Raw genomic sequence first — 20,623 nt, 5'->3', positions numbered from 1 at the left:
AACCAGAACGGTCACAGCACGGACGGAACACGGACACGGGGCGCGCGCACCCGCCGGAGCGAGCGCCGCATCGAACTCGTGGTGCTGAAACCGGCCCGGGCGGCGACGGTGCTCGGGTCGGCGTCGTCGGCGGCGAGTTCGGCACGGACGGTGAGGGACCGGAACCACCGCCGGAGCTCGTCGGGGGAGCAGCCGGTCGTCGCGCGGAAGCGGCGACGAACGGTGCTCGCCGACATGCCGGTGCCACGTCGCAGCTCGTCGATCGACACGGGACCGGGGGCCTCGAGGAGCCGGTCGATGCAGCGGGTCAGGCCCGCGTCGGTGAGGAACGCAGGCGGATTGTCGCCGAGCACGCTCATGACGACGACACGTGCGAGGGCATCCCGGCGCGATGCCCGCCACCGGCTGCCGACGAGCGACGCGATGTGGGCGAGGGCAAGCACGACGTCCTCGTGCGGTGCCTCGGGCGGTTCGGTGTGGAGGAGCGCGGGGAGCCCGAGCGCCTCGTGGACGAGTGGACCGAACGATGCGGTCCCGAGGTGGACGCCCGTCGGGATGCACCACGGATCGTCGGCCGTCGGCGGTGGGGAGCGGTCCGGTCCGGTGCCGATCGTCGTGGCGGCTCCGGGTGCGACGAACGCCGCGGTCCCCGGTGCGACCGCCCAGACGTCGTCGTCGCGTCAGCGGATCTCGGCGGAGGACCAGAGCGAACCGGCACCCGCACCGACCGTGCGGAGGAGCGGCACGGCGACGAGGACCGCCGCCGCGACGAACGCGAGCGCCTGCAGCGCACTGGGGACCGCGTACACCACGACGAGGACCTCCTGCGCGGTGGACGGCGGTGGCACGGTCTGGGTCAGCAGGGACGTGACGAACCACAGGGCGGCGGCGATCGTCACGATCCAACCGAGCACGCGCTGCGGTCCACGACGGTCACGGACGGTCAGTACGCCGAACGCCACGAGCGCCGCGCGGGCGACCCAGTAGAGCGCGGCGGCCAGCGCCCCCGGAAGGGCCCAGGCGAGGGCGAACGCGAGGACGGCGACCCCGAACGCGACGGCGCGACGGTCGCGGGAGCGGACCGCGGCGACGAGCACGACCGCGCCGCACACGCCGGCCAGCACCGTGGCGACGAGCCGCAGCCCCGGTGACCCGGAGGAGAGCACCGTCGTGTCGGCGAGCCCCTGCAGGACGAAGACGAGCGCCGCGACGGTGGCGGCGGCCGAGACGAACCGGATCCCCGTGGTGTTCCCCATGGCCCCACCGTACGCCCGGGCGGGGGATAACCCCACCCCGGGTCCGGGAGGGGGCAGGATGGGAGATCGAGCCGCCGATCGAGAGGCTTGGTGTCATGACCGACACCGCCCGCCTCGACCAGGCCGAGACCGTCCCGCTGCACGACTCCGTCCCGCCAGGAGCCACCGAACCGATGCCCGCACCGCCGAACCAGACGCCTCCGACCTGGTCGTCGACGCCGCCGGTCGCGCCCGGCGGGTCCGGCTCGAGGACGGGGATGACCGCCGGTGCGTTCTACCGCGACGCGTGGAAGCGACTGCCCCGCGACTTCGGGTACATGGCACTCACCGCGGTGCTGCTCTGCACGCTCTACGCAGCCTTCCCGGCGGCGATCTTCGGCGGTGGCTTCCGAGACCTCTTCAACCCGTTCGTCCTGCTGATGTTCTTCATCGCGCTGTTCGTCGCGCGGTGGCTCGGGCAGTTCGAGAAGCTCCGCATCGGATGGGCCGACAGCCGCCCGATCCGACCCGTGGACTGGACGCCCCGGTGGCAGCAGAACTGGTGGACGCGCACGGGGTCGGCGGTCGCCAACCCGCACTACTGGCTCTACCTGCTGCACGCGGCGGTCGTGTACCCGATCGCGGCGCTGTGCACGGTCGGTGCCGGCGCGCTGCTCCTCGCCGGGTTCACCTGGCCGATCGGACTCGCCGGGGTCGCGTTCGTGAACGGCATGAGCGCGCAGTACTTCGGGTGGGACACGACGAGCGTCGTGGGCTTCGGCTTCCTCGGACTCCTGTCGATGGCCGCCTCGGTGGTGCTCTTCCCGCTGTGGGCCCGCGGCTCCGTGATCGCGCACTTCTGGATCGACTTCGGCCTGCTCGGCGGGTTCCGTGCGGAGCAGCTCGAGCGTCGGGTCGCCGGTCTGCAGGCCTCGCGCGCCGGTGCCGTCACCGCCGAGGGGCAGGCGCTCCGCCAGATCGAGCGCGACCTGCACGACGGCCCGCAGCAGCGACTCGTCCGCCTGCGCATGGACCTGTCCGCTGCCGAGCGTGCCCTCGACACGGACCCGGTGAAGGCGAAGCAGCTCATCGGCGAGGCGTCGGAGCACGCGCAGGACGCGCTCGACGAGCTCCGGGCCCTGTCCCGCGGCTTCGCGCCGCCCATCCTGCTCGACCGCGGGCTCGTCGCGGCGCTCGAGGCCCTCGTCGCCCGGACCCCGATCCCCGTCGGCCTCGACGTGCGGCTGCCCGACGGGCTCGAGCTCGCCACCGAGATCCAGCGCAACGTCTACTTCACGGTGAGCGAGCTGCTGACGAACACCACGAAGCACGCCGGCGCCTCGACCGCCGGGGTGTACCTCGGGCTCGTGGTGGACGCCTCGGGGCTCTGGTACCTCACGGTCAGCGTCACCGACGACGGCCGCGGCGGTGCCCGCCCGCAGGAGGGGCACGGCATCGAGGGGCTGATGGGCCGGATGCGGGCCCTCGACGGCGAGCTGACGGTGTCCAGCCCCGAGGGCGGCCCGACTGAGGCGACCGCACGGATCCCGCTCGGCGCCCTGAACGGCGTGCCCACCACGCGCTCGTGAACCCCCGGGGGCGTCCGCGCTCCCACTAGGCTGGTCGGCATGAGCGACGGCCCGGATGCAGCACGCATCCGGGCCGTCGTCGTCGACGACGCCGTGCTCCTGCGCGAAGGACTCGCGCGGGTCCTCGACGAAGCGGGCATCGACGTGATCGGGCAGTACGCCGACGCGGACTCCTTCCTCGCCACGCTCCCCGAGGGTGCACCCGACGTCGTGGTGATGGACGTGCGCATGCCGCCGACCTTCACCGACGAGGGCGTCCGGGCCGCCGTCGAGACCCGACGCCGGGCACCGCGCACCGGGGTGCTCCTGCTCTCCCAGTACGTCGAGGCCACCTACGCCGAGGACGTCCTCGCCGCGGGGGCGACCGGCATCGGCTACCTGCTCAAGGACCGCGTCACCCGGCTCGAGGAGATCGACGACGCCGTCCGCCGCATCGCCGCCGGCGGCACCGTCCTCGACCCCGAGGTCGTCACGCAGCTCATGAGCCGCCGCCGGGACCCGCTCGCAGCGCTCACCCCGCGCGAACGCGAGGTGCTCGGGCTGATGGCCGAGGGCCGCACGAACGCCGCCATCGCCCGCGCCCTCGTGATCGGCACCGGCGCGGTCGAGAAGCACGTGTCGAGCATCTTCGGCAAGCTCGCGCTCGAGGACACCGGCGAGGACCACCGCCGGGTCCTCGCCGTCCTCGCCTACCTCGGGTGACGGCGCACCGGTGAACCGCGTCCCCGCGCCGCTCCTCGCCCTCGCGGCGATGGTGTCCGTCCAGCTCGGTGCGGCGATCGCGAAGACCCGGTTCGACGACGTCGGCTCGGTCGGTGCCGCGACGCTCCGGCTCGTCATCGGTGCCGTCGTCCTCGCGCTCGTGGTCCGGCCGCGCGTCCGTCACTGGACCCGGCAGCAGTGGATCGGCGCGATCGGCCTCGGTCTGGCGCTCGGCGGCATGAACGTCTTCATCTACGTGGCGTTCGCGCGCATCCCGATCGGGGTCGCGGTCACGATCGAGTTCCTCGGGCCGCTCGCGCTCTCGCTCGTGCACACCCGGCGCTGGCGTGACGTGCTCTGGGCGGTGCTGGCGCTCGCCGGGGTCGTCCTGCTCGGGGTCGGTCCGGCGGCCGTGACCGCGGTCGACGGCGTCGTGTTCGCCGTCCTCGCCGCGGTGTGCTGGGCAGGGTACATCGTCATGAACCGGCACGTCGGCGCCGCGATCCCCGGCGTGGACGGCCTCGCCGTGTCGATGCTCGTCGCGATGCTCGTGTCGCTGCCGTTCGGCCTCGGCTCGGCCGTCGAGGGGGTCGTCCGCGAACCCGTGCTGCTCGTCGTGTTCGGGGGCGTCGCCGTGCTGTCGAGCGTCCTGCCCTACGCGCTCGAGATGCTCGCACTCCGGCGGATGCCGACCCGTGTCTTCGGGGTGCTGCAGAGCCTGGGTCCGGCGATTGCGGCGCTGGCGGGCCTGGTCATCCTGCACGAGGCCCTCGTGCTGCTCGAGGTCGTCGCCCTCGCGTGCGTCACCGCGGCGAGCGTGGGCGTGACCCTGTCCGCGCGTCGTGACCGCGGTGGTCGGAACGGAGGCGCGGATCCCGTCCCGTGATCCACGGAACGTGAGCCGCGCCTCCTGGAAGACCCGCCTACTCGTCGCGGAGGAAGTCCGCGTACGTGGGTTCCGTGTGCTCACCCGTCAGCAACGCCGGATCGTTGACCCGTCGTTCGACGTAGGCCGCGATGACCTCGGGTGGGGTGAGCACGTGGGCGACCCAGGACGGCACCTCTGTTCTCTTCATGGCGCCTCCTTCCGGCCTGTTGCTCGAGGGACCGAAAGTCTCGATCGTCGAGTTACTCGCTGAGCCGGTGTTCCGTAAACGATCCTCGTGATGCCGGGTGAAGTCAACGCGGCGACGCGTTCTGCGGACTGTGCCGCGTCGCATCCGCGCGCAGGGTGCGGTGCTTCACGGCCGAACGCCACACCCAGGCGTTCGCCTGCTGCCCGAACTGCGCCCACTCGACGAGGACGGCGTCGCGGGTCCAGCTCTTCGCGAACGCCTTCACGCGGACGTGGAACGTGGGGAACTGGATCCACGCCCAGACCGGCACGGGAGTGACGGCGTGGCAGACGTCCGGCCCACGGGCGTCCTCCGAGAGGGAGTAGGCGCGCGGACGCTCGACCTCCGGGTGTTCCGGGGGCTGCCACCGGTTCTCGCGACGCCGTCCCACGAGAGTATTCGAACGTGTGTTCGAACCGACGTCAAGTCGAACGGCGCGGCGCGGCCTGACCGGGTCAGGCGTGCACGCGGCCGGTCGACTCGCGCACGCTGAGTGTCAGTGACGGCCCGGGCCGTGACGGCAGCGGCGAACCGGCGTCGATCTGCTCGCGCAGGAGCGTCGCCGCGCGCTGCCCGAGCTCGACCGTGTCGCGCGTCAGGGAGGTGATCGAGGGTCGGACGAGCCGGACCATCGCCGAGTCGTCGAACGACACGATCGAGACGTCACCCGGTACACGGACGCCCATCTCGCTCGCCACGCCGAGTCCGGCGACCGCGAGCACGTCGTTGTCGTACACGATCGCCGTGGGGCGGACGCTCCGCGAGAGCAGCGTCCGCGTCGCGCGTGCACCGGCCTCGGCGGAGTAGTCGGTCGGGATCGACACGGCGTCCTCGAGCCCCTCGGCCGTGGTGAACGAGCGGAGGCGGTCGATCCGCATCGCCGTGTGCTCGAACTCCGGCCGCCCGGCGACGTGCGCGATCCGGCGGTGCCCGAGCGCGTGCAGGTAGCGCAGCACCGTGTCGGTGGCGTCGGAGTCGTCGATCCAGACCGTCGGTGCCGCTCCTTCGGCAGAGGGGTGCGAGCCGACGACGACGGTGGGCATCCCGAGCTCGGCGAGCAGTGCCAGCCGGTCGTCGTCGCGGCGGGGGTCGATCACGATCACGCCGTCGACCCGGTGACCGCGCCACCAGTCCCGGTAGGTCTGGAGCTCCTCGTCCGCGTCTCGTGCGACGAGGAGGTTCATGCCGACGTGGCTGCCGGCGAGCCCGAGCTGGATCCCGGAGATGAGGTCGCCGAAGAAGGACTCGGTACCGAGGGTCCGGGCCGGCCGGTTCAGCACGAAGCCGATCGACCCGGCCCTCGCGCCCCCGAGTGCCCGCGCCGCGGTGTGCGGTTGCCAGTCGAGCTCGCGGGCGACGGCGCGCACCCGAGCGCGGGTCTCGTCGGACACCCCGGGGCGGTCGTTGAGCGCGAACGAGACCGCACTGATGGACACGCCGGCTCGTGCGGCGATGTCGGCGATCGTCGTGCGACGGTTCTTGGCCACGGGGTTGACTATAACGCTTTAGTCGGAAATCATCGCTCCATTCACACGGATCGGTCACCGGAACTGAACCGGTTCAGCACGGTACGCACCACGACGAAGGAGTCACGAGCGATGAAGAACACCACACGCAGGACGACGGGACGCGCCCTCGCGCTCCTCGCCGGCGCGGCCGTCACGGCGCTCGCACTGACCGCCTGCTCGAGCGGCGGCGGGGCGAGCAGCGGTGGCGGGAGCGGCAAGGTCGACGGGTCGATCACCCTGCAGACCTGGGCGCTGACCCCGACCTACACGGACTACCTCAACGGCGTCATCAAGGGGTTCGAGAAGGAGCACCCGGGCGCCGAGGTCAAGCTGCAGGACCAGCCGGGCGACGGCTACGCGGACAAGGTGCTCAGCCAGGCGTCGTCGAACTCCCTCCCCGACGTCATCAACCTGCCGCCGGACATCGCACTCCCGCTCGCCAAGCGCGGATACCTGCAGGACGTGTCGAAGGACGACTCGAAGCTCGCGAGCACCTACGTCGCGGGCGCACTCGACTCGTACAAGTACAAGGGCATGACCGGCACCTACGGCTACCCCTGGTACCTCAACACGGACGTCGACTACTGGAACAAGTCGATGTTCGACAAGTGCGGCCTCGACGCGGACAACCCGCCGAAGACGACCGACGACCTCTTCACGCAGGCGAAGACCATGCACGACAAGTGCCCGGACGACTACCTGATGAGCCGCAAGCCCGGGCTCGGCGACTTCACGCTCGCCGGCGTCAAGGTCCTCAACAGCGACGGCACCAAGTTCACCTTCGCCGACTCGTCGAAGGCCGCCGACCTCATCGACCGCTACAAGACGGCGTACCAGGACGGCTACATGCCCTCCAACGTCCTGAACAGCGACTACCTCGGCAACTCGACGCTCTTCACGCAGCAGAAGGTCGCGTGGACGACCGGTGGTGCGACCGCGCTGAGCGACATGATCAAGAACAACCCGTCGCTCAAGGGCAACGTCGTCGTCAGCCCGGCGCTCGACACCCCGCCGCTGTACGTGCAGGGCCTGTCGGTCTCGAGCAAGTCGAAGCACCTCGCCACCGCCGAGGCGTTCGCGCAGTACATGACGAACGCGAAGAACCAAGAGGCCTTCGCGCACCTGGTGAACATCTTCCCGTCGACGACGTCGTCGCAGTCGGACCCGTACTTCTCGAAGGACGACGGCACCGTGAACGGCAAGGCCCGCGTGCTCGCGAACGAGGCCCTCAAGGAGGCCAAGGTCCTCAACCCGGTCCAGGCGAACTCCGCGATGACGGACTTCCTCGACCAGCAGATCGCCCTCGCCATGAAGGGCCAAGTCAGCGCGAAGCAGGCCCTCGAGACCGCGCAGACCAAGATGAACACCCTGCTGGCGAACAGCTGATGCGCGCCAACCGCTGGTTCACGCCCTGGCTCCTCGTCCTGCCGGCACTCGTCTGGCTCGTCGGGTTCAGCCTCTGGCCGTCGATCAACACCGTCCGGCTGTCGTTCACGAACGCCAGCCCGCTCGGGGGCGTGAGCCAGTGGGTCGGCCTCGCGAACTTCCGGACCCTGCTCGCCGACCCGCAGGTGTGGGAGGCGCTGCTCAACAGCGTCATCTACATGGCGATCTGCCTGCCGCTCCTCACGGTCCTGCCGCTGCTCATCGCGGTGCTCGTGCAGCAGAAGCTCCCCGGGATCGCGTTCTTCCGCACGGCGTACTACACGCCGGTGATCGCCTCCGCGGTCGTCGTCGGCCTGATCTGGACGTGGATCCTCGACGACCGCGGGGTCATCAACGAGATCGTGAAGGCACTCGGCGGTGCGGGCATCCCGTTCCTCACCGACCGGTGGCTGCTGCTCATCAGCGCGATCAGCCTGACGGTCTGGAAGGGCCTCGGCTACTACATGATCATCTTCCTGGCGGCACTCGGGAACGTCGGCAAGGACCTGCACGAAGCGGCGGCGCTCGACGGCGCCGGGGCCGTGCGGCGGTTCTGGTCGGTCACGATGCCCGGGGTCCGCGGGACGATGACCCTCGTCGGCATCCTCGTGTGCGTCAGTGCGCTCCGGGTGTTCAGCGAGCTCTACATCCTCACCAACGGCACGGGGGGACCCGGCGGGCAGGACAACTCGCTCGTCATGCTCATCCAGCAGTACGCCCGCGGGTTCACCGGCAACCTCGGCTACGCGTCCGCCCTGAGCCTCCTGCTCTTCGTCGTGACGCTCATCCCGATGCTCGCCCTCGCCCGCATGAACAGCAAGGCCGACAAGTGACGAACACGACCAGCACCGAACCCGCCCTGGCCGGCGCCCGCGGTGCAGCCAGCCCGACGCCGGACGTGACCGGCGCGACCCGGCCGGGTGGTGCCTCCAAGCCGCCCCGCAAGCGGCGCCGCGTCGTCTGGGGCGTCATGTCCACCCGCGAGAAGGCGGTCCGCTACGTCCTGCTGGTCGTGGTGCTCTTCATCACGATCGGCCCGTTCCTCTGGCAGCTCTCCACGTCGCTCAAGGGCGCGGGCGAGGACATCTACACGGCGAACCCGTCCTTCATCCCGACCGAGCCGACCATCGAGAACTACCTCAAGGTGGCCGCTGCGATCCCGGTCTGGCGGTACATCGGCAACTCGCTGCTCGTCGCCGCGATCGACGTCTTCGGCAACATCGTGTTCGCGACGCTCGCCGGGTTCGCCCTCGCGCGGCTGCAGTGGCGCTTCCGCAAGGTCGTGCTCGGGCTCTTCCTCGCCACCCTCGTGCTGCCCGGCGAGGCGACGATCATCAGCCAGTTCGTGACCGTGAAGGACCTCGGCCTCGCCGACAACCTCGTCGGCGTCGCGCTGCCCGGCATGATCGCCGCGCTCAACGTCCTGCTCATGTTCAACGCCTTCCGGCAGATCCCCGAGGAGATCGACCAGGCCGCGGTGATGGACGGCGCGAACGCGATGCAGCGCCTCCGCTACATCTCGCTGCCCGCCGTGCAGGGCACCATCGCCGTGATCGCGATCTTCTCGTTCATCGGCGCCTGGGACGACTTCCTCTGGCCGCTCATCGTGCTGCAGTCGCCGCAGAACCTCACCCTGACGGTCGGCCTGCAGTACCTCCAGGGCACGTTCGCGACCGACCAGCGGATGATCGCCGCCGGCACCATGATCGCGTTCATCCCGATCGCGGTGATCTTCGCGGTCCTGCAGCGCTTCTTCTTCAAGGGCGTCGAAGAGGGCGGGGTGAAGGGCTGATGCGCTTCGGCGTCAACCACACGCCATCGGTCGGCTGGTTCCACTCGTGGCTCGACTTCTCGCCGTCGGACACAGCCCGGGACATGGAGCAGATCGCCTCGCTCGGCGCGGACCACGTGCGGATCTTCCCGCTCTGGCCGGTCGTGCAGCCGAACCGGACGCTCATCCGGCAGTCGGCGCTCCGGGACGTCGCGACGGTCGTCGACATCGCGGGCTCGTTCGGGCTCGACGTGAACGTCGACGCGCTGCAGGGGCACCTGTCGAGCTTCGACTTCGTGCCCTCGTGGCTCGAGAGCTGGCACCGGCGCAACATGTTCACCGACCCGGACGTGGTCGCGTCGACGGCGGCCTACGTCGAGGCGCTCGCCGCGGCCGTCGCGGACAAGCCCAACCTGCTCGGGATCACCATCGGCAACGAGGTGAACCAGTTCGCGCACGCCCCGCACCCGACACCGCACGACATCACGGCGGACCAGGGGCACGCGTGGGCGGCGGCGATGGTCGCGGCGGCCCGACGGGGACTCGACCAGGAGGCGCGGCTCGGCCCGGCACCGTCCGTCGCCCCTGCCGTGGGGCCGCGTCCAGGGCCCCTGGTCACCGTCGCGCAGTACGACGCGGCCTGGTACGACGACACCCAGCCGTTCGGCCCGGAACACGCGGCCGACCACGGCGACGCGACCGTCACGCACTCGTGGGTGTTCAACGGCTCGGCGGCGCTGCACGGCGCACTCGGAGCCGGGTCCGTCCGGCACGGTGAGTACCTGCTCCAGCTCGCGAGCGCCTGGAACCGCGACCCTGAGCGGCCGAACTGGCTGCAGGAGGTCGGCGCCCCGACGAACGTCATCGACCCCGCGGACGCCGCCTCGTTCACCGAGCAGACGATCCGGCACGTGCTCGACGCGCAGCACGTGCTCGGCGTGACGTGGTGGTGCTCGCACGATGTCGCGCGGTCGCTCGCGGACTTCCCGGAGCTCGAGTACGACCTCGGTCTCTTCACGAACGACGGTCGGCTGAAGCCCGCCGGAGAAGCCTTCGCCACCCTCGCCCGCGAGCTCGGCGACCGCGGTCGGGGCGGCCCGGCCGGTGCCACGTCCGCTCCGCCGGAACCCGCACCGCCGGCCCCCCCCCCCCCCCCGGCCAACCCCCCCCCCCCCCCCCCCCCCCCCCCGGCCCCCGGGGGGGGGCCCCCCCGGCCGGTGCCACGTCCGCTCCGCCGGAACCCGCACCGCCGGCGACCGCACTCGTCCTGGACGACGTGCGCCCGGACGGGACCGTACGCGACGGTGTCCGGGCGGACTGCGCGCCGGGCGGCCGGTTCGCCGCGGCCTGGCTCGACCTCGCCTCGTCGTCCCCGGACGGACGCGGCCCCCAGGTGGTCCTGCGCTCGCGGGCCGACGACCACGCGCTGCTCGCCGCCCGGGGCATCACCCGGTGCGTCGACGTCCCCGAAGGTGCCGCCACCGAGCTCCTGTCGGTCGCCCACCCGGCCACGATGGCCTGAGCCGTCCACCACCACCCGTCCCACACCACCCCGCACCACCGTCCGTCCCGTCGGCCCCGACGCCGGCACCCTCCGACCAGGAAGGTCCCCATGCACGACGACATCCCCCTCACCACCGGCCGGGCGCGACGCGTCCTCGACGAACGCATCCTGCCGGCGGTGCACGCCACCGCGACGCCGCTCGACACCGCGTGGCACGAACTGCCGGGGGAGCCGATCCCGCCGACGTCCGGGCTCGCGCTCGAGTTCACGCCGTACGAGGTGGGCACGCCGTGGGGTGCCGCGTGGGGCACGACCTGGTTCCGGTTGCGCGGGACCGTGCCGGAGGAGTGGGCCGGCCGCCGCGTGGAGGCCGTCGTCGACCTCGGCTTCGACAAGAACATGCCCGGGTTCCAGTGCGAGGGGCTCGTCTACCGCCCGGACGGCACCCCCGTGAAGTCGATCAACCCGCGCAACCAGTGGGTGCTCGTCGCGGAGGAAGCCGTCGGCGGCGAGACCGTCGAGCTCTTCGTCGAGGCGGCGTCGAACCCCGTCCTGCTCGACTACCACCCCTTCCTGCCGACGCAGGAGGGCGATGTTCAGACGTCGTCGTCGACGCGCCTCTACACGAGCCGCCGGATGGACCTCGCCGTCTTCGAGTCCGAGGTGCACGAACTCGCGCTCGACATCGACGTCCTGCTCGAGCTCCAGGCCGAGCTGCCCGAGGGACCGCGGCGGATGCGGATCCTGCAGGCGCTCGACGACGCCCTCGACCGGCTCGATCTGCAGCACATCGCCGCGACCGCGCCCGACGCCCGAGCGGCACTCGCGGACGTCCTCGCCGCACCCGCGGACGCCTCGGCGCACACGATCTCGGCGGTCGGGCACGCCCACATCGACTCCGCCTGGCTGTGGCCGGTCCGCGAGACGATCCGCAAGGTCGCCCGCACCACCTCGACGATGACCGAGCTCATCGACCAGACCGACGACTTCCTGTACGGCATGTCGAGCGCGCAGCAGTACGCGTGGATCAAGGAACACCGGCCCGAGGTCTACGCGCGGGTGAAAGCCGCCGTCGAGGCCGGACGCTTCCTGCCGATCGGCGGCATGTGGGTCGAGCCCGACACCGTGATGCCGACCGGCGAGAGCATCGTGCGCCAGTTCTCGCAGGGGCAGCGGTTCTTCGAGCGGGAGTTCGGCATCCGTCCGAAGGGCGTCTGGCTGCCGGACAGCTTCGGCTACTCGCCGGCCCTGCCGCAGCTCATGCGCCGCGCGGGCTTCGAGTGGTTCTTCACGCAGAAGATCTCGTGGAACCAGGTCAACAAGTTCCCGCACCACACCTTCCTCTGGGAGGGCATCGACGGCTCGCGCGTGTTCTCGCACTTCCCGTCGATGGACACGTACAACTCGCGGCTGTCGGGCAGCGAGGTCGCCAAGGCCTCCCGCCAGTTCCGCGAGAACCGGCTCGCCTCGGGGTCGATCGCTCCGGTCGGCTGGGGCGACGGCGGCGGTGGCACGACCCGCGAGATGACCGGCACGGCGAAGCGCCTCGCGGACCTCGAGGGGAGCGCCAAGGTCCGTTGGGAGCACCCGGACGCCTTCTTCGACCGGGCCAAGGCCGAGCTGCCCGACCCGCCCGTCTGGGTCGGCGAGCTCTACCTCGAGCTGCACCGCGCGACGCTCACCAGCCAGCACCAGACCAAGCAGGGCAACCGCCGGAGCGAGCAGCTGCTGCTCGAGGCCGAGCTGTGGGCCGCGACCGCCGCCGCCCGCACGGACTTCGCCTACCCCCACGACGAGCTCGACGCGCTCTGGCAGCAGGTCCTGCTCCAGCAGTTCCACGACATCCTGCCGGGGACCTCGATCGCCTGGGTGCACCGCGAAGCGGTGGCGAAGTACGCCGAGACGGCCCGCGCCCTGACGGCGATCATCGACCAGGCGCTGTCGGCCCTCGCCGGTACCGGGGACGCGGCCGTCGTCGTGAACCCGGCCCCGTTCCTCCAGGCCGGCGCACCCGCGCAGGGCGCGGTCCTGGCGACCGACCTGCCGCAGCCGACCGCGGTGACGCTGACCGAACAGGACGGCGGCTACGTGCTCGCGAACGACCTCGTCCGGGTCGTCGTCGACGGTCGTGGCCTCGTCACGAGCGCCGTCGACCTGGCCACCGGACGCGAGGCGATCGCTCCCGGTCGGGTGGCGAACCTCCTGCAGCTCCACCAGGACTTCCCGAACATGTGGGACGCGTGGGACGTCGACCGGTACTACCGGAACCGGGTCGAGGACATCGTCTCGACCACCGGGCTGCACGGCTCGGTCGACGCGGACGGCGTCGCGCGTGTCGTCGTCGAGCGGGCGTTCGGCGACTCGACGGTGCGCCAGGAGATCGTCCTCGCGCCGGACTCCCGCACGCTGGAGTTCGACCAGACGACCGACTGGCACGAGACCGAGAAGTTCCTCAAGGTCGCCTTCCCGCTCGACGTCCGCGCCGAGCACACCGTCGCCGAGACGCAGTTCGGCGCGCAGAAGCGGGTGACGCACACGAACACCTCGTGGGAGGCCGCGAAGTTCGAGACCTCGATGCACCGCTACGTGCTCGTGTCCGAGCCGGGCTTCGGCGTCGCCCTCGTGAACGACTCGATCCACGGGTTCGACACCACGCGCGACGCCGTCGACGGGCACGTGACCACCACCGTGCGGCTCTCGCTGCTCCGGGCACCGCGGTTCCCCGACCCCGAGACCGACCAGGGCGTGCAGACGCACCGGTACGGGATCGTCATCGGGACCGACCAGCTCGGGGCGACGGCGGCCGGCGTGCTGATGAACGCCTCCGCGCGGACGGTCACGGGTGCCCGTGGGTTCGACCCGCTCGTGCGGGTGTCCGGCGGGGTCGTGCTGTCGAGCGTCAAGCTCGCCGACGACCGCTCCGGCGACCTGGTCGTGCGGGTGTACGAGCCGTCCGGGCGGCGGGGGAGCGGCGGGGTCGCGGTCGACGGCGACGTCGCCGGTGGTTTCGGCCCTGGCATCGAGGTCACGCTGCTCGAGGAGCCGCTGCCGTCGGCCGAGTCCGTCGACGCGTCCTCGTTCGCCGTCGACGCGTACGAGGTGCGGACCTTCCGCTTCCCGCGCGGCTGAGACCCCGCCGCCGGGACTTCGGGTGTCCCGGCGGCGGTTCCCGACCGGCATCCGCCGGCCGGTTCATCACTCGAAGAGGAGTGCCATGAAGAAGACGATGAAGTTCGGGATCGTGGCGGCCATCGCCGCGATGGTGGCGGTGCCGCTCGCGCCGTCCGCAGCCACGGCGGCGACGACCGCGACGAAGTCCGGGCCGACGAGCATCGCCTACGTCGAGGTCAACAACGACCAGCTCGCGAACGTCGGCCGCTACCAGTTGGCGAACGGGGCGAACGCGTTCGACGTGGCGATCATCTTCGCCGCGAACATCAACTGGGACGGCTCGAAGGCCGTGCTGTACAACAACGAGAACGTGCAGCGCACCCTCGACGACGCCGCGACGCAGATCCGTCCACTGCAGGCGAAGGGCATCAAGGTCTCGCTGTCGATCCTCGGCAACCACCAGGGCGCCGGCATCGCCAACTTCCCGACGCAGGCCGCGGCGGAGGACTTCGCCGCCCAGGTCTCCGCGACGGTCACGAAGTACGGCCTGGACGGGGTCGACCTCGACGACGAGTACTCGGACTACGGCGCGAACGGCACGCCACAGCCGAACCAGCAGTCGATCGGGTGGCTCATCAGCGCCCTGCGTGCCGACATGCCCGGCAAGCTCATCTCGTTCTACGACATCGGCCCGGCGTCGACGTCGTTGTCGTCGTCGAGCAGCGCCGTCGGCTCGCAGCTCGACTACGCGTGGAACCCCTACTACGGCACCTACTCGGCGCCGTCGATCCCGGGGCTCGACAAGTCACGCCTGTCCGCCGCGGCGGTCGACATCCAGAACACCTCGCAGTCGACGGCCGTCTCGCTCGCACAGCGCACGAAGGCCGACGGGTACGGCGTCTTCATGACGTACAACCTGCCGGACGGTGACGTCTCGTCGTACGTGTCGTCGATGACGCAGGTCCTCTACGGGCAGGCCGCGACGTACCACTGACGTCGCCTCCGGTGCGGCGGCTCGCGCCCCGCGTCTCCTCGGCACGGTCCAGGAGGCGCGGGGCGCGTCCGTCGCGCGGCTCGCGGATCGGGATGCTCGGTGCCGCTATCGTGAGCGGACCCGAAGCTTCGACAGAGGCTCACGAACGAGAGACCGCAGCACCATGATCCCGATGAAGGCGCTCGTCGCCGTCGCTGCCGCAGGAGCCATCGTCGCCCTGCTCGCCGGCTGTTCGACCCCCGCCACGTCCGACGGCACCCCCGAAGCCGTCCGCACCACGCCGACGTCGTCCGCCACGCCCTCCCCGACCCCGGAGGCGGTCGAGCCGCCGGACCTCGCGGGCGAGTGGAAGCAGAACAACTCCGCGAGTGCCGACGGCTGGATGACGGCGACCATCACCGCGGACACGGTCACGGCGAGCTTCGTGACCAACGGCGGTGACACGACGTCCCTGTTCTGGGTGGGGAGCTTCACTCCTCCGTCGGATGACTCGTCACACTACGTCTGGACCTCGACCCGCGATGCGGCCGCCACCGAGTCGGCCCTGCTCGCATCGACCGACGCCACGAAGGACTTCTCCTACGAGGACGACGAGATCAGTTTCCCGGTCACGATCGCCGGGAGCACCGCGACCGTCCGGATGTCACGGGAGTGAGCTGAACCGGGCACCTGCAGCACGGCGGTCCCGCCAGCAGCCGCTGCAGCGGGTTCCGCGCGTGCGCGTTGACCGTTCTGGTTCACGGAACCCGGGGGTCGTGAACCGGAACGGTCACGAACGGCACCGAACCTTCCCGACGATGGGCGCCGCGCCGTACGATCACGCCGTGGAGCTCCAGTTCACCGGCGAGGTCATCGAGTGGCGCGGACCCGCGCCGTTCTTCTACGCCGTCGTGCCACCGGACGCCGCCGAGGTCATCCACGACCTCGCTCCGATGCTCACCTACGGCTGGGGTGTGATCCCCGCCCGGGTGACGATCGGGTCGGTGACCTGGACGACCTCGCTCTTCCCGAAGGACGGCGGGTACCTCGTGCCCCTCCGGGCGGCGGAGCGGAAGCGCGCGCGTGTCGAGCTCGGGGACTCGCCTGCGATCACGCTCGAACTCGCGGGTCCGTGACACTCCTCCACAGTGCCGGTGGTCGAGAAGCTGTTCCACAACGTATCCCGCCGACCCTCGGCGCCTCCCCTCCACTCCCTAGCGTCGCAGGCAGTGGAGGGGAGGTGCCGATGGTCGAACGGCCACGACATCCCAAGAAGGAGATCGAGCAGGCGATGCGGGCTGCCGAAGCGCGCGGCTGGCGCTTCGTGAAGGGGCGGAAGTACTACAAGGCGTTCTGCCCGTGCGGTGTGCACCTGCACACGGTCCACATGACGCCGTCGAACCCCTGGTACGTTGTGCATCTGAAGTATCGGTTTGCTCGAACAGAATGCTGGGACAGGAGAACGTCATGACGAACTACCTCGTGCGCGTCGAGTGCGCAGTGTTGCTCGGAGCGTCGGACGACGTCCGGGCTGAACTCACGACGGACTTCGACGCCATCGCGGAGGCGCTGTTCGACCTCGAGGACGTCCACGATCAGGACCTCACCGCCGACCTCGCGACCGGCACCCTCATCTTCTCGATCGGGGTCGTCGCCGACGACGAGTTCGGTGCGCTCGATCGGGCGCTGGGCGTTGTGCGGACGGCGCTGCATGCCGCCGGGCGAGGGACGCCCGGGTGGGAGCGGCACTACCGGATGCTGCGGCAGGAAGTCGAAGAGGAGCCGGTGGGCGCGCGCTAGGAGTCGCGCACGGCTCGCTGCTTCAGCGCATCACAACCAGACGGCGACGCCACCGTGGGAGGAACACGTCCCTCGTCGCGACTGGCTGAAGCTGTAGGTGCCGTCGCCGCACTTCGCGGTGGCTCCCGCGGGCGCGCTCGAAGCGGCTTCGGGGCGACAGACCGTTGCGCCCGCGCTGTTGACGTAGCTACCGTTCGTGCACGTCGGTGCTGCGGGAGCGACCGGGGCGACATAGGTCCCGACTGTGGTGACCTGGTTCACCGGGGGCGTCGTGACCTGATCGCTCTGCAGGACGCGATCGGTCTCCACGCCGTCGGTGTAGGTGACGACGTAGGTCTTCGTGTCGACACCGCGCACGCCGGGCGTCGTGACCGTCGTCGTGCCCTGGGCCAGGGTCGCGCTCTCCACGGTCGTCGCGCCGAACGGGATCCGCGACGTCTCGGTCACCGTCTCCGTCGTCACCACCGGCGTGGGGGTGGGAGTCGCAATCGCCGTGGGCGTCGGCCTCGGCGAGGCCTTCGGCTTCGCGTGAGCGGTCGCACTCGGAGCCGTCGCGGCGGCAAGGTGCGCCGGCGATTGCGGCATCGCGTGGGTCGCACCGTACGCGGAGGTCGAACCGATCAGCGCCACCAAGGCGATGCCCGCGCCGATCGCCGCGCTCGCCCGCTTCCGCGGGATGCGAAGCCACGTCGAGCGTCGGAAGGCGACACCGTAGAGCATCGTCGAGAGCACGACGAGGGCGACCATCACCAGCATCCCCCAGACCCCGGTCGATGCCAACCCGGCGAGGGCGAGGAAGGCTGTACCCACGATGCCGAGCCACGTGATGGTGGGCACTCGACGCCGAGGGCGTGGGGCGGTCGGGCTGGTGGACAGGCGGTCGTTCGGCACTGAGCTCCTTGGTGTGCGAGGGGCTCTCAAGTGTCCAAAACCCGAGTCAGGCGTCCCATCCCCAGTTCTGGGCGTTGTCCAGAGCGGTGCGGCTCACCAGCGCCGTCGGAGCTCGGCCGCGATGAGGTCGGTCGTCGTGCTCGTCGTCGTCGACCCCTGCTGGCCGAGTGCGCGACGGTACGCGCGCTTGCGGTCCGTGACGGCTCGGAGGGCACGGCGTTCCGCGTGCCGGAGACTCCAGCGGACGAGCGCCGTGCCGAGTCGGTTCGTCAGGACCTCGACCGGTGAGATCGGTGGGACGGGGAGGGTTCGGGGCTGGTAGGTGGTCACGGTGTCGGCTCCTCGTCGATGATCGGGACGCTGCGGACCTGGGCGAACACGCGTCGGACGCCCTCGGGGAGATCGGCAGCCTGGCCGCGGATCGCGCGGTAGCGCTCGATGACGGCTTCGAACTCCCGCCACATCGCGCCGTACTCGTCGGGCGTCAGGGCGACGTAGGTCGACGACCCCGAGACGCCCCGCCAGTCGGCCGGTACGGTCTCGGGGTCACGGGTGGTCCATTCGCGCACGAGGTCGTTCTCGGCGTCCATCACGGCCAAGCCTGCGAGTTGCGCGGCCGTCTGCTCCGCGGGGGAGGCCGGGCCGTCGTCCGGGCTGCCGATGCTGATCCGGCCCGCGGTGCGTTCCCACCAGCGCTCGCGCGCGTTGCCGCGGTCGGGGAGCTCGTGGACGAACCCGTGGCGTTCGAGTTGCCGGAGATGGTAGCTCGTCGAGCCGCTCGACTCGCCGAGCCTGGTGCCGAGCGACGTCGCGGTCGACGGGCCTTGCTGCGATAGCAGGTCGAGGAGGCGCGCTCGGAGCGGGTGCGCCAGCGCCTTGAGCGCTGCGACGTCGAGGATGCGGGTCTCGTCGGTCATGCAACGACCGTACACCGCAAAGACATGTTTGCAAACACTTCTTTGCGAATTGGCCAGGCAAACGAAAAGCGCCGACACGATGTGCCGGCGCTCGTTCTGCGGGAGTGGAGGGGATGACGGGAATCGAACCCGCGTGGCCAGTTTGGAAGACTGGGGCTCTACCATTGAGCTACATCCCCGCGACTGCGCACCAGGCGCAGCCCGACCATCGTAGCGGACGAACGAGCACCGACATGCCAGGCCGTGTGATCCCGAAGCCGGACGCCGGAGCCGAGCGCACGATCCGCTGGTCGCGGGTGGTCTCCTACGTGCTGGTCGTCCTCGCCGCGATCGTCCTGTCGTTGCGGCCGGAGCTCTTCGGGGATCCGCAGACACAACCCGCGCACGCACTCCTGCACGCGTGGCGCATCGTCCTCGGCATCCTGCTCGCGGTGGCCGCGCTCGGCGTGCAGGTCGTCGTCGGCGTGCGGTGGCGGACGGGCCTGCGACGCGCCGCCGAGGACGGCACCGACGACGGCTCCGAAGCTGCCGGGAACCACGCGCGCGGGGACCGCTAGACTCATCGGCGTCGCATGCGCCCTTCCGGCGTGCGCGGACACCCCTGGCCCAGTCAAACGGGGCGTAGCTCAGCTTGGTAGAGCGCCCGCTTTGGGAGCGGGAGGTCGCAGGTTCAAATCCTGTCGCCCCGACCAGGACCACACGAACGTCAACCAACAGGAGAACATCCCTTGGCCACCAGCACCGTCGACAAGGTGAGCGACACCCGCGTCAAGCTCACCGTGAACGTGACGCCGGAAGATCTCAAGCCGAGCATCGACCACGCCTACAAGCACATCGCCGAGCAGATCAACATCCCCGGCTTCCGCAAGGGCAAGGTCCCGCCGGCGATCGTCGACCAGCGTGTCGGCCGCGGCGAGGTCCTGAACCACGCCGTCGGCGACGCCATCGACAACTTCTACCGCCAGGCGGTGGAGGAGCAGGAGCTGCGTATCCTCGGCCGTGCCGAGGCCGACGTCGCCGAGCTCCCGAACGTCAAGGACTTCACGGGCGACCTCGTCCTCACCTTCGAGGTGGACGTCCGTCCCGAGTTCGACCTGCCGGACTACGAGCAGTACGAGCTCACCGTCGACGCGGTCGAGGTCTCGGACGACGAGATCGAAGAGGAGCTGCAGAACCTCCGCACCCGCTTCGGCACGCTCGTGACGGTCGACCGTCCGGCGACCACGGGTAACTTCGCCCAGATCGACCTCACCGCGACCATCGGCGACGACGAGGTCGACTCGGCCACCGGCGTCTCCTACGAGATCGGCTCGGGCGACCTGCTCGAGGGCATCGACGAGGCGCTCGAGTCCCTCACCGCCGGCGAGTCCACCACCTTCGAGTCCAAGCTCGTCGGCGGCGACCGCGAAGGCGAGACCGCCCAGATCGCCGTGACCGTCACCGCCGTCAAGGAGCGCGAGCTCCCCGAGGCCGATGACGAGTTCGCGCAGATCGCCAGCCAGTTCGACACGATCGACGAGCTCAAGGCGGACCTCAAGGAGCAGATCGCGAAGTCCAAGACCTTCGGTCAGGGCGCCGCGGCTCGCGACAAGCTCGTCGAGAAGCTCATCGAGGACGTCAACATCCCGATCTCCGAGCAGCTCATCGAGGACGAGGTGCACCGCCACCTCGAGCAGGAGAACCGGCTCGAGGACGACGAGCACCGCAAGGAGGTCTCCGAGTCCAGCGAGAAGGCCTTCCGCTCGCAGATCCTCCTCGACTCGATCGCCGAGAAGGAAGAGATCCAGGTCTCGCAGGAAGAGCTCACGCAGTACCTCATCCAGGCCGCTGCGCAGTACGGCATGGAGCCGGGCGAATTCATCAAGGTCATCGACCAGAACGGGCAGATCCCGGGCATGGTCGGCGAGGTCGCTCGCTCCAAGGCGGTCGCGACCGTCCTCTCCAAGGTGACCGTCAAGGACACCAACGGTGACGACGTCGACCTCTCCGCCTTCACGGCGGGCGTCGCGCAGACCCCGGCGGAGGACGCTGAGTAAGCGTTCCCACCTTCTGGACGGGAGGCGCGGTGCCAGCTGGCACCGC

At 70.5% G+C, this 20,623-nt stretch carries 23 protein-coding genes and 2 tRNA genes; 15 read left to right on the top strand and 10 right to left on the bottom strand.

The window, feature by feature from the left end; genetic code table 11:
* Positions 1-11: 11 nt before the first annotated feature.
* Both Q7F20_RS07980 and Q7F20_RS07975 read right to left on the bottom strand, forming a co-directional pair.
* Complete coding sequence (locus Q7F20_RS07980) at positions 12-443, bottom strand: AraC family transcriptional regulator (protein WP_305739575.1); 432 nt, start codon at positions 441-443, stop codon at positions 12-14.
* A gap of 237 nt (positions 444-680) precedes the next feature.
* Complete coding sequence (locus Q7F20_RS07975) at positions 681-1,256, bottom strand: hypothetical protein (protein ID WP_305739574.1); 576 nt, start codon at positions 1,254-1,256, stop codon at positions 681-683.
* A gap of 95 nt (positions 1,257-1,351) precedes the next feature.
* Between Q7F20_RS07975 and Q7F20_RS07970 the strand changes: the two genes are divergently transcribed.
* The 3 genes from Q7F20_RS07970 to Q7F20_RS07960 are packed head-to-tail and all read left to right on the top strand — an operon-like array spanning position 1,352 to position 4,412.
* A complete protein-coding gene (locus Q7F20_RS07970; RefSeq protein WP_305739573.1) occupies positions 1,352-2,824 on the top strand; it encodes a sensor histidine kinase in 1,473 nt (490 codons plus the stop codon).
* Between the two features lie 39 nt (positions 2,825-2,863).
* On the top strand, positions 2,864-3,526 hold the full coding sequence (locus tag Q7F20_RS07965; RefSeq protein WP_305739572.1) for a response regulator transcription factor: 663 nt from the start codon (positions 2,864-2,866) through the stop codon (positions 3,524-3,526).
* Positions 3,527-3,536: 10 nt separating this feature from the next.
* On the top strand, positions 3,537-4,412 hold the full coding sequence (locus Q7F20_RS07960) for a DMT family transporter (RefSeq protein WP_305739571.1): 876 nt from the start codon (positions 3,537-3,539) through the stop codon (positions 4,410-4,412).
* A 37-nt stretch (positions 4,413-4,449) separates the two neighbouring features.
* Here Q7F20_RS07960 and Q7F20_RS07955 read toward each other — a convergent pair whose 3' ends face one another.
* The 3 genes from Q7F20_RS07955 to Q7F20_RS07945 all read right to left on the bottom strand — a co-directional run bounded on the left by Q7F20_RS07955 (position 4,450) and on the right by Q7F20_RS07945 (position 6,128).
* Positions 4,450-4,602: a hypothetical protein gene (locus Q7F20_RS07955; protein WP_305739570.1), complete on the bottom strand. Its 153-nt coding sequence runs from the start codon at positions 4,600-4,602 to the stop codon at positions 4,450-4,452.
* Between the two features lie 103 nt (positions 4,603-4,705).
* Positions 4,706-5,032 carry a hypothetical protein gene (locus Q7F20_RS07950; protein ID WP_305739569.1) on the bottom strand — a complete coding sequence of 109 codons (327 nt, stop codon included), beginning with the start codon at positions 5,030-5,032 and terminating at the stop codon, positions 4,706-4,708.
* A 64-nt stretch (positions 5,033-5,096) separates the two neighbouring features.
* Positions 5,097-6,128 (bottom strand): LacI family DNA-binding transcriptional regulator, encoded by a 1,032-nt coding sequence (locus Q7F20_RS07945; RefSeq protein ID WP_305739568.1) that lies wholly within the window; start codon positions 6,126-6,128, stop codon positions 5,097-5,099.
* A 111-nt stretch (positions 6,129-6,239) separates the two neighbouring features.
* Between Q7F20_RS07945 and Q7F20_RS07940 the strand changes: the two genes are divergently transcribed.
* The 3 genes from Q7F20_RS07940 to Q7F20_RS07930 are packed head-to-tail and all read left to right on the top strand — an operon-like array spanning position 6,240 to position 9,366.
* A complete protein-coding gene (locus Q7F20_RS07940) occupies positions 6,240-7,535 on the top strand; it encodes a sugar ABC transporter substrate-binding protein (RefSeq protein ID WP_305739567.1) in 1,296 nt (431 codons plus the stop codon).
* A complete protein-coding gene (locus tag Q7F20_RS07935; RefSeq protein WP_305739566.1) occupies positions 7,535-8,407 on the top strand; it encodes a carbohydrate ABC transporter permease in 873 nt (290 codons plus the stop codon). Before Q7F20_RS07940 ends, Q7F20_RS07935 begins: the two co-directional genes overlap by 1 nt.
* On the top strand, positions 8,404-9,366 hold the full coding sequence (locus Q7F20_RS07930; protein ID WP_305739565.1) for a carbohydrate ABC transporter permease: 963 nt from the start codon (positions 8,404-8,406) through the stop codon (positions 9,364-9,366). Before Q7F20_RS07935 ends, Q7F20_RS07930 begins: the two co-directional genes overlap by 4 nt.
* Here the strand turns inward: Q7F20_RS07930 and Q7F20_RS07925 are convergent.
* Positions 9,332-9,574, bottom strand: coding sequence for a hypothetical protein (locus tag Q7F20_RS07925; protein ID WP_305739590.1), 243 nt, complete (start codon positions 9,572-9,574; stop codon positions 9,332-9,334). The two genes, Q7F20_RS07930 and Q7F20_RS07925, sit on opposite strands and share 35 nt — an antisense overlap.
* 1,047 nt (positions 9,575-10,621) lie before the next feature.
* Between Q7F20_RS07925 and Q7F20_RS07915 the strand changes: the two genes are divergently transcribed.
* The 6 genes from Q7F20_RS07915 (at position 10,622) to Q7F20_RS07890 (ending at position 16,733) form a co-directional block, all read left to right on the top strand.
* A complete protein-coding gene (locus tag Q7F20_RS07915) occupies positions 10,622-10,867 on the top strand; it encodes a hypothetical protein (RefSeq protein ID WP_305739589.1) in 246 nt (81 codons plus the stop codon).
* Between the two features lie 90 nt (positions 10,868-10,957).
* Positions 10,958-13,978, top strand: a complete 3,021-nt coding sequence (locus tag Q7F20_RS07910; RefSeq protein ID WP_305739564.1) for a glycoside hydrolase family 38 C-terminal domain-containing protein — start codon at positions 10,958-10,960, stop codon at positions 13,976-13,978.
* Between the two features lie 85 nt (positions 13,979-14,063).
* Complete coding sequence (locus tag Q7F20_RS07905; RefSeq protein WP_305739563.1) at positions 14,064-14,954, top strand: endo-beta-N-acetylglucosaminidase H; 891 nt, start codon at positions 14,064-14,066, stop codon at positions 14,952-14,954.
* Positions 14,955-15,126: 172 nt separating this feature from the next.
* Positions 15,127-15,609, top strand: coding sequence for a hypothetical protein (locus Q7F20_RS07900; protein ID WP_305739562.1), 483 nt, complete (start codon positions 15,127-15,129; stop codon positions 15,607-15,609).
* Positions 15,610-15,778: 169 nt separating this feature from the next.
* A complete protein-coding gene (locus tag Q7F20_RS07895; protein WP_305739561.1) occupies positions 15,779-16,069 on the top strand; it encodes a DUF1905 domain-containing protein in 291 nt (96 codons plus the stop codon).
* Positions 16,070-16,400: 331 nt separating this feature from the next.
* Positions 16,401-16,733, top strand: a complete 333-nt coding sequence (locus tag Q7F20_RS07890; protein WP_305739560.1) for a hypothetical protein — start codon at positions 16,401-16,403, stop codon at positions 16,731-16,733.
* 30 nt (positions 16,734-16,763) lie between these two features.
* Here the strand turns inward: Q7F20_RS07890 and Q7F20_RS07885 are convergent, their stop codons facing one another.
* The 4 genes from Q7F20_RS07885 to Q7F20_RS07870 form a co-directional block, all read right to left on the bottom strand.
* Entirely contained in the window at positions 16,764-17,624 is an 861-nt protein-coding gene (locus Q7F20_RS07885; protein ID WP_305739559.1) for a DUF3761 domain-containing protein, read from the bottom strand.
* Positions 17,625-17,717: 93 nt separating this feature from the next.
* On the bottom strand, positions 17,718-17,954 hold the full coding sequence (locus Q7F20_RS07880; protein WP_305739558.1) for a hypothetical protein: 237 nt from the start codon (positions 17,952-17,954) through the stop codon (positions 17,718-17,720).
* The gene (locus Q7F20_RS07875; RefSeq protein ID WP_305739557.1) at positions 17,951-18,541 is read right to left on the bottom strand and encodes a transcriptional regulator; all 591 of its coding nucleotides are present in this window, start codon (positions 18,539-18,541) and stop codon (positions 17,951-17,953) included. Before Q7F20_RS07875 ends, Q7F20_RS07880 begins: the two co-directional genes overlap by 4 nt.
* A gap of 105 nt (positions 18,542-18,646) precedes the next feature.
* Positions 18,647-18,720 (bottom strand) — tRNA-Gly (locus Q7F20_RS07870).
* Between the two features lie 54 nt (positions 18,721-18,774).
* On the opposite strand from Q7F20_RS07870, the gene Q7F20_RS07865 reads away from it, so the two are divergent.
* From Q7F20_RS07865 to tig, 3 genes are all read left to right on the top strand, one after another.
* Positions 18,775-19,098: a hypothetical protein gene (locus Q7F20_RS07865; protein ID WP_305739556.1), complete on the top strand. Its 324-nt coding sequence runs from the start codon at positions 18,775-18,777 to the stop codon at positions 19,096-19,098.
* Between the two features lie 58 nt (positions 19,099-19,156).
* Positions 19,157-19,233 (top strand) — tRNA-Pro (locus tag Q7F20_RS07860).
* 36 nt (positions 19,234-19,269) lie between these two features.
* On the top strand, positions 19,270-20,577 hold the full coding sequence (tig, locus tag Q7F20_RS07855; protein WP_305739555.1) for a trigger factor: 1,308 nt from the start codon (positions 19,270-19,272) through the stop codon (positions 20,575-20,577).
* Positions 20,578-20,623 lie beyond the last annotated feature (46 nt).

Source organism: Curtobacterium sp. A7_M15 (assembly GCF_030705415.1).
In the GTDB taxonomy this organism is placed as follows: Bacteria; Actinomycetota; Actinomycetes; order Actinomycetales; family Microbacteriaceae; genus Curtobacterium.
Note: the sequence above shows the minus strand (reverse complement) of the source record. Positions and strands in the feature narration are given on the sequence as shown.

What these genes read in the sequence shown, in the direction of transcription:
- Q7F20_RS07910 (WP_305739564.1), top strand. Translation starts at nt 10,958, where the DNA reads ATGCACGACGACATCCCCCTCACCACCGGCCGGGCGCGACGCGTCCTC.
- Q7F20_RS07905 (WP_305739563.1), top strand. Translation starts at nt 14,064, where the DNA reads ATGAAGAAGACGATGAAGTTCGGGATCGTGGCGGCCATCGCCGCGATG.
- Q7F20_RS07975 (WP_305739574.1), bottom strand. Translation starts at nt 1,256, where the DNA reads ATGGGGAACACCACGGGGATCCGGTTCGTCTCGGCCGCCGCCACCGTC.
- Q7F20_RS07940 (WP_305739567.1), top strand. Translation starts at nt 6,240, where the DNA reads ATGAAGAACACCACACGCAGGACGACGGGACGCGCCCTCGCGCTCCTC.
- Q7F20_RS07925 (WP_305739590.1), bottom strand. Translation starts at nt 9,574, where the DNA reads ATGTCGACGACCGTCGCGACGTCCCGGAGCGCCGACTGCCGGATGAGC.
- Q7F20_RS07935 (WP_305739566.1), top strand. Translation starts at nt 7,535, where the DNA reads ATGCGCGCCAACCGCTGGTTCACGCCCTGGCTCCTCGTCCTGCCGGCA.
- Q7F20_RS07875 (WP_305739557.1), bottom strand. Translation starts at nt 18,541, where the DNA reads ATGACCGACGAGACCCGCATCCTCGACGTCGCAGCGCTCAAGGCGCTG.
- Q7F20_RS07965 (WP_305739572.1), top strand. Translation starts at nt 2,864, where the DNA reads ATGAGCGACGGCCCGGATGCAGCACGCATCCGGGCCGTCGTCGTCGAC.
- Q7F20_RS07955 (WP_305739570.1), bottom strand. Translation starts at nt 4,602, where the DNA reads ATGAAGAGAACAGAGGTGCCGTCCTGGGTCGCCCACGTGCTCACCCCA.
- Q7F20_RS07865 (WP_305739556.1), top strand. Translation starts at nt 18,775, where the DNA reads ATGCCAGGCCGTGTGATCCCGAAGCCGGACGCCGGAGCCGAGCGCACG.
- Q7F20_RS07890 (WP_305739560.1), top strand. Translation starts at nt 16,401, where the DNA reads ATGACGAACTACCTCGTGCGCGTCGAGTGCGCAGTGTTGCTCGGAGCG.
- Q7F20_RS07970 (WP_305739573.1), top strand. Translation starts at nt 1,352, where the DNA reads ATGACCGACACCGCCCGCCTCGACCAGGCCGAGACCGTCCCGCTGCAC.
- Q7F20_RS07900 (WP_305739562.1), top strand. Translation starts at nt 15,127, where the DNA reads ATGAAGGCGCTCGTCGCCGTCGCTGCCGCAGGAGCCATCGTCGCCCTG.